Source organism: Arthrobacter sp. FX8 (genome assembly GCF_026723805.1).
Lineage (GTDB): Bacteria > Actinomycetota > Actinomycetes > Actinomycetales > Micrococcaceae > Arthrobacter.
Genome location: NZ_CP113505.1, coordinates 1,047,357 through 1,059,743 on the forward strand (window position 1 = coordinate 1,047,357; position 12,387 = coordinate 1,059,743).

At 67.7% G+C, this 12,387-nt stretch carries 10 protein-coding genes and 1 pseudogene; 3 read left to right on the top strand and 8 right to left on the bottom strand.

What is annotated here, in order from left to right; genetic code table 11:
* Positions 1 to 42 precede the first annotated feature (42 nt).
* The 4 genes from OUO20_RS04800 to lipB all read right to left on the bottom strand — a co-directional run bounded on the left by OUO20_RS04800 (position 43) and on the right by lipB (position 3,088).
* Positions 43 to 396 (bottom strand): DUF3817 domain-containing protein, encoded by a 354-nt coding sequence (locus OUO20_RS04800; protein ID WP_018771546.1) that lies wholly within the window; start codon positions 394 to 396, stop codon positions 43 to 45.
* A 159-nt stretch (positions 397 to 555) separates the two neighbouring features.
* Positions 556 to 1,308 carry a DUF4191 domain-containing protein gene (locus OUO20_RS04805; protein ID WP_018771547.1) on the bottom strand — a complete coding sequence of 251 codons (753 nt, stop codon included), beginning with the start codon at positions 1,306 to 1,308 and terminating at the stop codon, positions 556 to 558.
* 86 nt (positions 1,309 to 1,394) lie between these two features.
* Positions 1,395 to 2,414: a lipoyl synthase gene (lipA, locus tag OUO20_RS04810; RefSeq protein WP_224084417.1), complete on the bottom strand. Its 1,020-nt coding sequence runs from the start codon at positions 2,412 to 2,414 to the stop codon at positions 1,395 to 1,397.
* Positions 2,411 to 3,088: a lipoyl(octanoyl) transferase LipB gene (lipB, locus tag OUO20_RS04815; RefSeq protein WP_268760735.1), complete on the bottom strand. Its 678-nt coding sequence runs from the start codon at positions 3,086 to 3,088 to the stop codon at positions 2,411 to 2,413. The genes lipA and lipB overlap by 4 nt, the downstream gene beginning before the upstream one ends.
* A 127-nt stretch (positions 3,089 to 3,215) precedes the next feature.
* On the opposite strand from lipB, the gene OUO20_RS04820 reads away from it, so the two are divergent.
* A complete protein-coding gene (locus OUO20_RS04820) occupies positions 3,216 to 4,586 on the top strand; it encodes a serine/threonine-protein kinase (protein ID WP_268002930.1) in 1,371 nt (456 codons plus the stop codon).
* Positions 4,565 to 4,903 (top strand): hypothetical protein, encoded by a 339-nt coding sequence (locus OUO20_RS04825; protein WP_268002931.1) that lies wholly within the window; start codon positions 4,565 to 4,567, stop codon positions 4,901 to 4,903. Before OUO20_RS04820 ends, OUO20_RS04825 begins: the two co-directional genes overlap by 22 nt.
* On the opposite strand, the gene OUO20_RS04830 is transcribed toward OUO20_RS04825, so the two are convergent.
* Positions 4,900 to 5,802, bottom strand: a complete 903-nt coding sequence (locus OUO20_RS04830; RefSeq protein ID WP_018769667.1) for a TIGR01777 family oxidoreductase — start codon at positions 5,800 to 5,802, stop codon at positions 4,900 to 4,902. The two genes, OUO20_RS04825 and OUO20_RS04830, sit on opposite strands and share 4 nt — an antisense overlap.
* Positions 5,803 to 5,875: 73 nt before the next feature.
* On the opposite strand from OUO20_RS04830, the gene OUO20_RS04835 reads away from it, so the two are divergent.
* Positions 5,876 to 9,418 (top strand): S41 family peptidase, encoded by a 3,543-nt coding sequence (locus OUO20_RS04835; RefSeq protein WP_268002932.1) that lies wholly within the window; start codon positions 5,876 to 5,878, stop codon positions 9,416 to 9,418.
* A gap of 110 nt (positions 9,419 to 9,528) precedes the next feature.
* Here the strand turns inward: OUO20_RS04835 and OUO20_RS04840 are convergent, their stop codons facing one another.
* The 3 genes and pseudogenes from OUO20_RS04840 to sucB form a co-directional block, all read right to left on the bottom strand.
* Complete coding sequence (locus OUO20_RS04840) at positions 9,529 to 9,957, bottom strand: OsmC family protein (RefSeq protein ID WP_268002933.1); 429 nt, start codon at positions 9,955 to 9,957, stop codon at positions 9,529 to 9,531.
* A 140-nt stretch (positions 9,958 to 10,097) separates the two neighbouring features.
* Entirely contained in the window at positions 10,098 to 10,451 is a 354-nt protein-coding gene (locus tag OUO20_RS04845) for a hypothetical protein (protein ID WP_056389810.1), read from the bottom strand.
* A gap of 159 nt (positions 10,452 to 10,610) precedes the next feature.
* A pseudogene (gene sucB, locus OUO20_RS04850) lies at positions 10,611 to 12,370 on the bottom strand (2-oxoglutarate dehydrogenase, E2 component, dihydrolipoamide succinyltransferase).
* Between the last annotated feature and the right edge of the window lie 17 nt (positions 12,371 to 12,387).

The window sequence follows — 12,387 nt, forward strand, 5'->3', positions numbered from 1 at the left end:
CAGTCCTGCATCAGAGGAGTCCACGGTCAGTGATGCGTCCGCCTACGCCCGGCTGGACGCAAGTTCAGCGGCAGGCGCTTCCGCCCCCGGGGCGCTGAGGAAACCGCGCCGTCCGGCCCAGCGCTCAAAAAGGAGGGTGGCGAACGGGAAGACGGCGGAGACGCCCGCCAGCAGAGCCACCATGAAGGGCCAGCGCTGCACCCGCCACAGCATCAGCGCGGCAACCCCATAGCCGACAAACAGCGCGCCGTGCACAGGTCCCGCCACCTGGACGCCAAGCTCAGTGGTTCCGGCGATCCATTTGAAGTACATCCCGGCCAGGAGCGCGGCCCAACTGCAGGCCTCGGCCACTGCGAGGATACGGAAGGCGCGGATGACGGTTGTCCTCGGGTTCATGGTCACGTCCTGTCATGGGTGGATGTCTGGGTCCGGCAGTGGGGGAAGGGGTGCGCCGTTAAGGCGCGCAGGCGGTTTAGGCTAGCGGTTCGGGCAAGCGGTTGGGGCGCAAGAAAAACGCCCCGGCCAGCAGTGCCGGTACCGGGGCGTTCCCACCAGCTAGCGTCCGCGGTTGGGACGGGCCTTGTAGGGATCGATGCCCTTGGGAATGGGAAGCCGGGTACCCATCGAGGCGATGCGCTTGGACACGGTGCTGACTTCCAGCTTGGTCAGTTCATTCTTCATCTTGCCCATGTGCTTGGCCACCTGGCTCAGCGGCACCTGGCCTTCGCCGTGCCCGGTCTGGATGGTGTGCACAGGAACGTTGGGCAGGATGCGCGCCAGGCGCTTGCGCTCAGCATCGAGCAGCGGCTTCACGCGGTGGGCGGGGCCTTCACTGACAAGGACGACGCCGGGCCGGCCCACGGCGCGGAACACGGCATCCTGCGTGCGCGGATTGACCGCCACGGGCTGTTCCTCGGTGATCCAGCCACGGCGAAGCGTGCCCAGGGCAGCGCCGGAGGCGCCGGGCTGGTTTTCGATCTGTGCAAAGGCGGCGCGTTCGGCGCGGCGGGACAGGATGAAGGTGGCCGCCAGCAGGCCCAGCGGAATGCCGATGATCAGGCCGGTAATCCAGTTGTCCAACCAGAAGCCCACCAGGAAGCTCACCGCCACAACGCCCAGGAACGCCAGCAGCATCAGCCACGGAACCATGGGGTCGTGGCGGCGGGTCATGGTGAAGACCTCGCCGATCTGCTTAAGCCTGCTGGGCTTCTTGGCCTTTGCTTCCTTCGGCTTGCGCGTGAAGAGGCCGCGCTTCACCGCGCTCGAGCCAGACGGGGTGGAGTTGCTGGAGTCAGGGGATTTCGCCATAGTGCCTCAATTCTACGTGACAAAAGCCAAGGGCCGGACGCTGGAATCTTCCGGCGTCCGGCCCTTGGCCAGTTCATGGCAGGAGGTCAGGAATGTGCTGCCAGGAGGGTGGCGGCTTCCTGGCGGGTGGTGCCGGAGTCCTGGATGCCGTCGGCGATGTGGGCGAGTTCGGCGGGGATGTCGCGGCCTTTTTTGCGCATGGCGGTGGCCCAGAGCCGGCCGGCGCGGTAGGAGGAGCGGACCAGGGGGCCGGACATGACGCCGAGGAAGCCGATTTCCTGGGCTTCGTGCTGGAGGTCCACGAATTCCTGGGGTTTGACCCAGCGGTCCACGGGCAGGTGCCGTTCGGAGGGGCGCAGGTACTGGGTGATGGTGATCAGGTCGCAGCCGGCGGCGTGAAGGTCGCGGAGTGCTTCGCTGATTTCTTCGCGGGTTTCGCCCATGCCCAGGATGAGGTTGGACTTGGTGACCATGCCCAGGTTCCGGCCCTGGGTGATGACGTCCAGGGAGCGGTCGTAGCGGAACGCGGGGCGGATCCGCTTGAAGATCCGGGGCACGGTTTCGACGTTGTGCGCGAAGACCTCGGGGGCGGAGTCGCAGATGGCCTTGATGTGCTCGGGTTTGCCGGAGAAGTCCGGGATGAGCAGTTCCACGCCGGTGCCGGGGTTCAGCTCGTGGATTTTGCGGACGGTTTCGGCGTAGAGCCAGACGCCTTCGTCTTCCAGGTCGTCGCGGGCGACGCCGGTGACGGTGGCGTAGCGCAGCTGCATGGATTGGACGGAGCGGGCCACCTTGGTGGGTTCGAACCGGTCCAGGGGTGAGGGTTTGCCGGTGTCGATCTGGCAGAAGTCGCAGCGGCGGGTGCATTCGGAGCCGCCGATCAGGAAGGTGGCTTCCTTGTCTTCCCAGCACTCGAAGATGTTGGGGCAGCCGGCCTCTTCGCAGACGGTGTGCAGGCCTTCCTTTTTCACCAGGTTCTTGAGTTGGACGAATTCCGGGCCCATCTGGACCTTGGCCTTGATCCACTCCGGTTTGCGTTCCACCGGGACCGCAGCGTTGCGCTGCTCAATCCGCAGCATCTTCCGGCCTTCAGGTGCCAATGTCACAGTAGAGCTCCTTCAGGGCTCGAAACCAATGCTTCTTCATGCTTGTGGAATTCCTCCACGAACCGGTCCACGATATCCGCGGGCCGAATGTCCCGGCCTGTTTCCAGGGACATGGTGGTCACGCCGGCGTCGGTGATGCCGCAGGCGATGATCTGGCCGTAGGGTGCCAGGTCGTTGCTGCAGTTGATGGCAATGCCGTGCATGGTGACGCCGTTCAGGACCCGGATGCCGATCGCGGCGATCTTGCGGTCGGGGCCCTTGGCGTCAGCCTTGATCCACACGCCGGCCCGGCCCTTGATGCGTTCGGCCTTGATGCCATAGTCCGCCATGACCGTGATCATGATGTCTTCCAGCCGCTCCACGTAATCCCGGATGCCTGCGCGGTTCCTAAGCTTCAGGATGGGGTAGGCAATCAGCTGGCCCGGCCCGTGCCAGGTGAGTTTGCCGCCACGGTCCACCGCAACCACCGGCGTACCGTCAAACGGCCGCTCATGGTCCTCGGTCAGCTTGCCGGCCGTGTAGACGGCGGCGTGCTCCAGAAGCAGGACTGTGCTGGGTGCAGCTCCGGAGACAACCTTGTCATGGAGTTCGCGCTGGGCATCCCAGCCTTCCATGTAGTCAACGAAGTCAGGGGCAAGACCCAGCTGTGAAAACTCAAGAGTCATGGCATCCAGCTTAGACCCCGCAGCCGCACCGGCCCGGTTTAGTGTCCAAGCTCACCGGCGCCCCGCTTTGTGACCGCGGCGGCCACGCCTGTGGATAACTTCTGCAGCAGGGCCGAAACTCGACTAGACATGCAGTATGGACGATGCACAGGCGCCGGAGGTTCCCGGTTATGACGTCGGCAGGTTGCTGGGCCGGGGCGGCAGTGCCGACGTGTGGCTGGCCAGGGAACAAAGGACCGGCAGGGATTGCGCGCTCAAATGCTTCCGCGGCGCAGGCCGCCGGTCCCTGGGCAGCACGGCCGTCAGCGAAGAGGATGTGCGGCGGGAGATCCGGATCCTGTCGGTCCTGGACCACCAGCACCTCATCACGGCGCACGACGTGGTCCGGGTGGCAGGGCCCGGCGGCGGTACGGCCTTGACCATGGATTATGCCGCCGGCGGCTCGCTGGCCCAGTTGGTGTCTGCCCGTGGCAGGCTCACCGTAGGCGAGACGGTTACCGTCCTGACTCCCATCTTCCAGGCCCTGGGCTACCTGCATGGAAAAGGCTTCACGCACTCGGATGTCTCGCCCGGGAACGTGCTGTTCACCGGGCAGGGCAAGCCCATGCTCTCTGACCTCGGCGTCGCCAGGATGCTCGGCGACCCGGGCAGCGCGGCGACCTTTGGAACTGGCGGATTCCTGGATCCTTCCCCCGTGGACGCCGTCCGCGCCGGCCTCCAGCCAGGACGCGATGTGTTCTCCGCGGCGGCCCTGGGCTGGTTCTGCCTCACGGGTGAGGCGCCCGGCCGCACTGCCGATCGTCCGCCGTTGTCCCTCCTGGTTCCAGGTGTCCCCAAGGATCTGGCGGCTGCCCTGGAAGCAGGACTGAACGAGGACCGGAGGCTGCGCCCTGACGCGGTGTCGCTGGCCGCGGCCGTTTACCGCAGCGCCGAACCCCAGCCGGTGGACCTCTCCGATGCCGTCCATCCCACCGTCCTGCCAGAGCTGCTGACACGGCGGCACGTTCCCGGTCCGTCCAAGGGCGGCAGCCTTCGCATGAAACTCCAGGGCATGCGCCGCCGGATGGAAACCTGGCGCTGGCCAGCGCGGCCGGTGCCGGCGCCGAACACCGCCCTGCCGAAGTCAAGCGCCCTGCCGCCGTCAAACGCGGCGCCTGCGCCGCGCGGAAGGCACGCGGATGGGACTGTTGCCGGCCGGGGCACTCGGGTGGTGGTGAGTGCAGTCATGCCGGTAGTTGCTGCGTTGGCAGCCGGAATATGGTGGTTGTCCGCGGCCGCCGGCCAGGGGCGGGCCAAGGGGCGGGGCCGGATGGTCCCGCAGCCGGTCGGCCGCCGGTGTCCGCAGCCGCATCCGGGACTGTTGCCGGCGGGACGGAAGCGGTTGGTTCCGTTGACGAGGCCCGGCAGCGGGCAAGGGCTACTGATCCCGTGGTTGCCGTGCAGGGGCTGGCGGCACTGCGGGATTATGCCTTCAGAGCAGGCAGGTTGGAGCTGCTGGGGGACGTGAACGCCGCCGGGTCACCTGCAGCTGCCGCCGACGAGCGCATCGCCGGCCAACTCCACCCTTCCGGGCACCGCCTCGCCGGATTTACCAGCACGCTGTCCGGGGTGGCGGCCGAAGACGGCGGGACCCCGGACCGGGCGGTGCTGGCGGTGACATCGGCCACCTCCGGGTACCAAACACTCGATGCGGCGGGTGCTGTGCTGGCAGCGGGGGCTCCCAGCCCGGAACGGCGGCTTCGGCTGGTCCTGGTGTTCGTGGACGGCCAATGGCGGGTCAGCGACATTCTGGCGGTCCGCGCGTCCGGGGAAGGGCCGGGCTAGGCGGCGGGGTCCTGGCCGGCCACCCAGCGGGCGGCGTCTTCCAGGCGCCCGTGCTGCCATTGGAATCCGGCCGAGGACAGGACTGCCGGTTCCATCCGCTGGCTGTGCAGCAGCAATTCCTCGCCGAGGCCCGGCATCACCGTGCGCAGCACGGGGGCCGGGACCCTGAGTATGGCGGGCCGGTGCAGGGCGTGGGCCAGCGCCGCGACGATCGTGTTGACGTTCGCCTGCTCCGGCGCGTTCACATTCACCGCGCCGGAGACCGGTGTTTCGAGGAGGAAGAGGAAGGCGGCCGTAACGTCCGGAAGCGTTACCCAGGGCCAGAACTGGCGGCCGTTGCCGAACGGACCACCAACTCCCAGGCGCAGCAGTGGAAGCAGCTTTCCCAGCGCGCCACCGGAACGGCTGAACACCACCCCGGTGCGGGGCGTCACCACGCGTACCCCTGCCGGCGCCATCAGCGCAGCCTGCTCCCACTCAACGCAGATCTGCGCCAAAGTCCCGGAACCGGCGGGTGCGTCTTCACGCAGGACAGTATTGCCGGCGTCGCCGTAGAAGCCGGACGCCGACTGGCTGATGAAGGTTGCCGGCGGGGCATCCAGCTGTGCCATGGCCTGCACCAGTGTCCTGGTGGGCCCCAGCCGGGAACTGAACAGCTCCGCCACCCGCTTCCGCGTCCAGGGTCTGTCGCCGATTCCGGCACCTGCGAGGTTGACGACGGCGTCTGCCCCGGCAAGGACGCCGGGGTCCAGGACACCGGCCGCCGGATCCCAGCGGATTTCGGTGGCACCGGCAGGCGGCCGGCGGACCAGGGACACCACCGAATGGCCGGCACTGCGGAAGGCTGCGGACATGGAGCTGCCGATGAGCCCGGAGGCGCCGGCCATGACGATATGCATGGTCCATCTCACCACGGCAGCAAGGGCTGTGTACCTCCCGCGGCGCAGGGGAGGGGTTGACTATGATCGAACGATGACCTCTTCGAGCTACTTCCGTTTCCCGCATTTGCACGGCGATCTGGTCACTTTCGTGGCCGAGGACGACGTGTGGATTGCGCCCCTGGACGGCGGCCGCGCGTGGCGCGTCTCGTCGCTCCAGCTTCCTGCCCGCAACCCGCGTTTCACCCCGGACGGCAAGCGCCTGGTCTGGACGGTTGTGCAGGGAACGGCGCCGGAAGTTGTGTCGGCACGGGTCGACGGCGGCGGGTACCGCCAGCTCACCTACTTTGGCCACAGCACCACGAAGGTCAAGGGATTCACTGCCGGCGGTTCGGTGGTGGTCACCAGCGCCTTCCGCCAGGCCGAAAGCCGGCACACCCACGCATACAGTGTCCCTTTGGAGGGCGGCTGGGCGCAGGAGCTCCCCTACGGGCCGGTGGAATCCGTTGCATTTGGCCCCGAGGTGGGCGACGAACGTCCCGTGGTGCTGGCCAGCGTGCTGTCCCGCGAACCGGCCTGGTGGAAGCGGTACCGTGGCGGGACGGCGGGAAAACTGTGGATCGACCGCGACGGCAACGGGGAGTTCGAGCGGCTGCTGCCGGACGTTGACGGCAACCTCACCGATCCCCTGTGGGTGGACGGCCGGATTGCCTTCCTGTCCGACCACGAAGGCTACGGCAACCTGTACTCGGTCCTTCCCAACGGACAGGACCTGCGGCGCCACACCGACCACCAGGACTTTTACGTCCGGCACGCCGCCTCGGACGGCAAGCGCGTCATTTTCGAATCAGCCGGCGAACTCTGGGTCCTGAATGATCTTGGCTCGGAGGCTGTAAAGCTGGACATCACCCTTGGCTCGGCATCGCAGACCAGGCGTCCCGCCCTCCTTGATGCCGTCAAGCACCTGGGCGCGGTGGCGCCGGATGCGGCGGGGGCCGCCAGCGCGGTGGAGTCGCACGGAACCATCCACTGGCTGCGGCACAAGGACGGGCCGTCCCGCATCATCGAGGCCACCCCGGGAGTGCGGGCCCGGCTTCCCCGGCCCTTGGGGGATGGCCGCATCGCCTACATCGCGGACCACGACGGCGTGGAGGCACTGCATATCAAGGACATTGCCGCTCCAGTACCGCACGGCGCCGGGCACGCGCCGGCAAGCGGCGGCAAGGCCGGCGCAATTTCTGAAACTCCCGATTCCGAAAATCCCGCTCCCGCCGATACGGCACAGGACGGCGCGGCAGGGCCGGAAACGGTCAGCCTGCCGCAGCCTGTTCCCGCGTCCGGCGCGGCAGTGCTTTCCGGTGGGGCCGTCCACGTGCCCGCGGACGACGAACAGCAGGCAGATGTTGCACCGCAGGCCCCGGCCCCCGCGGCCGACGCCCAGGAACCCGCGGCAGAACCAGGCATCACCGTCCCCACGCCGTCACGCGCCAGTTCGCTGGAAGCAAGCCCCGACGGCCGCTGGGTTGCCCTGGGTACCTCGTTTGGCGACGTGCACGTCCTGGACACCCGCAGCGGAGATCTCTCGCGGGTGGCCAGCATTGGCGAAGGCAGCATCTCCGAGCTGGCATGGTCGGCGGACTCCCGCTGGCTGGCCTGGTCTGAACCGGTCACGTCCTTTGGCTCGCGCAGCCGGCTGCGCCTGGCCACCGTTGACCAGCTCGATGCCGAACCGGTGGACGTGACCGACGGACGCTTCCGCGACGCCTCGCCCGCCTTCACCCCGGACGGAAAGTTCCTCGCCTTCCTGTCCAACCGCAGCTTCGATCCCGTGTACGACGGACATTCGTTCGACCTCTCCTTCCCCAGCCCCATCAAGCCGTACCTCGTGGCACTCGCCGCGGAGACGCCGTCGCCCTTTGGCCCTTCCGTTGATCCCGCGGGCGCCGGGCCGGAAACCACAACGGACGCGGATGCCACAGCCGGCGCCGAAGCACGGGATGATGCCGTGCCTGCCGTGCACGTGGACGCGGAGGGCCTGGCGCACCGCGTCATCAGCGTTCCCGTGCCGCAGGGCAACTACAGCTCGCTGAAGGCCGTTGACGGCGCCCTCCTCTGGCTCGACTCAGCCCTGGCCGGCGTGACCGGCGACGGAAAGGCCAGCCAGGAGGACAAGGACGCCAGCCCCAGCCTGGTCCGGTACGACATCGGACGGCGCAGGCAGACCACCCTGGTGGACGCCGTGGACAGCTACCGGCTCTCCGGCGACCGCAGCAAGGTGGTACTGGTTTCCGACAAACAGGTCACCGTGGTGCCTTCTGACGCCAAGGCGGACGAGGACTCCGGCAAGGCAGTCAAAGTGGACCTGGGCCGCATCCGCGTCCTGATGGACCCGCTCAGCGTCTGGGGACAGGCGTTCGATGAAGCCTGGCGCCTGCAGCGGGACTTTTTCTGGACGGAGGACATGGCGGGGCAGGACTGGGAATCCATCCACGCCCGCTACCGGCCCCTGGTCGGGCGGCTGGGCTCCCACGATGACCTGGTGGACCTGCTGTGGGAACTGCACGGCGAGCTGGGGACATCGCACGCGTACGTGCGCCCCGCTCCGGTTACCGAACGCGGCAGCCGGGGACAGGGCAGGCTGGGCGCAGACCTGGCGCACACCGCCCACGGCTGGGAAATCAGCCGCATCCTGGCCGGTGAGTCCTCCGACCCGCTTGCCATCTCCCCGCTGACCAGGCCCGGGGTTGGGGCCAAGGCGGGAGACATCCTGCTGGCCATTGACGGCGTCCCGTTGTCCGGAGCCGTCACCCCGGCCATGCAGTTGGTGGGAGCGGCCGGCCGTGCCGTGGAGCTGACCCTCCTCAACGGCCCGGGGCACGGCGGTGCCCAAGGCACCCAGCGCCGGGTCGCCGTCGTGCCCATCAAGGATGAGGAGCGGCTGCGCTACCAGGAATGGGTTGCCGGCAACCGGCGCACCGTCCGGGAAGCGTCCAACGGAACCTTTGGCTACCTGCATATCCCGGACATGATGGCCAACGGCTGGGCGCAGCTGCACCGCGACCTCGATACGGAAACAGCACTTGACGGCCTGATCGTCGATGTCCGCCGCAACCGTGGGGGACACACATCGCAGCTCGTCGCGGAACTGATAGGCCGCAAGGTCACCGGATGGAGCATGCCGCGCGGGGAAAAGCCGCGGACCTACCCCCACCACGCACCCAGGGGGCCCGTGATCATCCTCGCGGACGAGTTTGCCGGGTCCGACGGCGACATCATCACCCAGGTCTCGAAGCTGCGTGGCATCGGCCCGGTCATCGGAACACGTACGTGGGGCGGTGTGGTGGGCATCGACAACCGGTTCGCGCTGGCGGACGGCACCGGCGTCACCCAGCCCCGCTATGCCAACTGGTTCAGCGGCGGCGTGGGGTGGAGCGTGGAGAACTACGGCGTTGATCCGGACATCGAAGTGACCTTCCCGCCGCACGCCTACGCCGCGGGGCGCGATCCCCAATTGGAGTACGGCATTGGGGCGCTGAAGGAAATGATCCAGGAACTGCCCACCGACCGGCCGCCGGCGCGTTCCGGCTACCGCCGGTTGAAGCCCGCTCCGCTGCCCGACCGCCGGCAGGAGAGCTAGCCTTCACTGGCAACAGCAAAGGCCCTGCCTTTCCGGGATTGCCCGGAAGGCAGGGCCTTTGCGTTGTGCAGACGGTGGCGCTCAGATCATGCGCTCAAGACCGGCGTGGCCTAGGACTGCAGGGTGGCGTCCAGGGTGATCTCGATGCCGGCCAGGGCCTGGGACACGGGGCAACCCTTCTTGGCGGCTTCGGCAATGCGCTGGAAGTCTTCCTGCGAGATGCCGGGGATGCGGGCCTCCAGGGTCAGGTGGCTGCCGGTGATGCCGGTGCCGGGCTGGAAGCCAACCTCGGACTTGGTGTTGACCTCCTCCGGCGTGAATCCCGCCTGGCTGAGTTCGTGGCTGAAGGCCATGGAGAAGCAGGCGGAGTGGGCTGCAGCGATCAGCTCTTCGGGGCTGGTCTTTCCGCCGGCAGCCTCCGTGCGCGCCTTCCAGGTGACATCGAAGGTGCCCAGGCCGGAGCTGTCCAGGGTGGTGTTGCCAGAGCCCTCGGTAAGGCTTCCGGTCCATACCGTGTGGGCGTTGCGTGTTGTAGCCATGTCTCTCCTCAGCGTCGATTCGATCCGGGCCCGGCACCCGCGGCCGGACCCACCGTTTTCCATCCTAGGGACCAGGCACCTCCGGTGCACGGATTGTCCGCTCTCAGAGGATTATGACCGGGGTCCCCGGGGTGGAGCGGTTACTGCCAGATGGTGGCGATGGCGATGTTGACCAGGGCCAGCCCGCCCACGCCATGGGCGAGCCCGGTGGAGACGGGCAGGCCGTTCTTGGCCTTGCGTGTCCCAATGACAGCCAGGACGGCGACCACGACGGCGATGACGAACTTGATGCCCAGCTTGGCGTAGTTGGGATCCTTGTCCGGCAGGAACGGCAGGATGCCCATCATGGCGATGCCGGTCAGCAGTTGCAGGAAGGCGCCGTCACGCTGGCGGGGGTGCACGGTGGGCGTCCGCATCGTGGCGATCCAGTAGCCCACGATCATGGCGGCTCCCACCACGTGCAGGAAAACCAGGATGTTGAAGAGAATATTCATGGCTCCAGCTTAGCCAGTCAGTTCTACGGCCCGTAGCAAAGCCACGCGCACGGGGGCTCCGGGCGCAGGCGGCTGCGTTGGTTAAACCGCGACGGCGGTGCCGGCTGCGGGAGGTTTCCCACCCATGCCGGCACCGCCGTTGTCGTATTGCTGCGGAGGCTAGAGCCCCAGGTCCGCTTCGAAGGCGCCTTCTTCGAGGCGTGCCTTCAGGGTCTGGAGGAACCGGCCGGCGTCGGCACCGTCCACCAGGCGGTGGTCGTACGTCAGGGACAGGTACATCATGGAGCGGATGGCGATCGAGTCGTCACCGTTTTCGTCAGCAACCACGACGGGCCGCTTGACGATGGCGCCGGTGCCCAGGATGCCCACCTGCGGCTGGTTGATGATCGGGGTGTCGAACAGCGCGCCCACCGAGCCGATGTTGGTGATGCTGAACGTGCCGCCGGACAGTTCGTCCGGGCCGATCTTGCCGTCGCGGGTGCGGGAGGCAACGTCGGCGATCTTGCCGGCGAGGCCGGCAAGGTTCAGGTTGCCGGCGTCTGCGATGACCGGAACCAGCAGGCCCTTGTCAGTGTCGACGGCGATCGCCAGGTGTTCGGCGTTGTGGTAGGTGATTTCCTGCTTGTCCTCGTCGTAGGCAGCGTTGAGCTTGGGGTGCTGCTTGAGGGCCTCGGCCACGGCCTTGGCGATGAAGGGCAGGAACGTCAGCTTGGTGCCGTTCTGGGCCTGGAAAGAGTTCTTGGCCCTGGCGCGCAGCTTGGCGACCTTGGTCATGTCCACCTCGTGGACCTGGGTGAGCTGGGTGGAGATCTCCAGGGACTCGCGCATGCGCCGGGCAATGACCTGGCGGATGCGGGGAGCCTTCTGGGTGGTGCCGCGAAGCGAGGAGGCAGCTCCAGCCGATGCGGCCGGTGCGGATGCGGCAGGGGTTGCGGCCGGTGCGGCAGCGGGAGCCGCCTTGGCTTCAGCGGCGGCGATGACATCCTGCTTGCGGATGCGGCCGCCGACGCCGGTGCCGGACAGTGAAGTGATGTCCACCCCGTGCTGGTTGGCCAGCTTGCGGACCAGGGGAGTGACGTAGCCGGATTCGGACCCGTTGGCCGGTGCGGCCTCCTGGGCTGCAGGGGCTGCAGGGGCTGCAGCGGGAGCGGGGGCTGCCTTGGGCGCTTCCTGGGCGGGTGCCGGAGCAGCGGGGGCCGGGGCGGCAGCCGGAGCTTCCTGCTGGGGGCTTCCTGCCGGGGAGCCTCGGCGGGTGCCGGTGCAGCCTGGGGAGCCGGAGCAGCGGCAGCACCGGAGCCGATGACGGCCAGTACGGAACCGACTTCAGCGGTCTCGTCTTCATTGACCCGGATTTCCTGCAGCGTGCCGGCAACCGGGGACGGGATCTCGGTGTCCACCTTGTCCGTGGAGACTTCCAGCAGGGGCTCGTCGACCTCCACCTGGTCGCCAACGGCCTTGAGCCAGCGGGTGACAGTGCCTTCGGTGACGCTTTCGCCCAGTGCGGGGAGGGTTACTTCATGGCTTTCGCCGCCGCCTGCGGCCGGTGCCTCCGGTGCGGAAGGTGCCTGGGCCGGGGCTTCAGGAGCGGGTGCCTCGGTGGAAGGTGCCTCCGCAGGAGCGGGAGCTTCCTGGGCCGGTGCGGCAGCGGGAGCTTCCCCGGCTGGGGCGGAACCGCCGCCGGAGCCGTCACCAATGCGTACCAGGGGTGCGCCTACCTCGGCGGTCTCGTCTTCAGCGACCAGGATTTCTTCAATCACGCCAGCTACAGGAGAGGGGATTTCAGTGTCTACTTTGTCGGTGGAGACTTCGAGCAGCGGCTCGTCCACCTCTACCCGGTCACCTACCTGCTTGAGCCAGCGGGTGACGGTTCCTTCGGTGACACTCTCACCGAGGGCGGGCAAGTTAACGGATTCAGACATGTCGTCCCCGTTCTCCT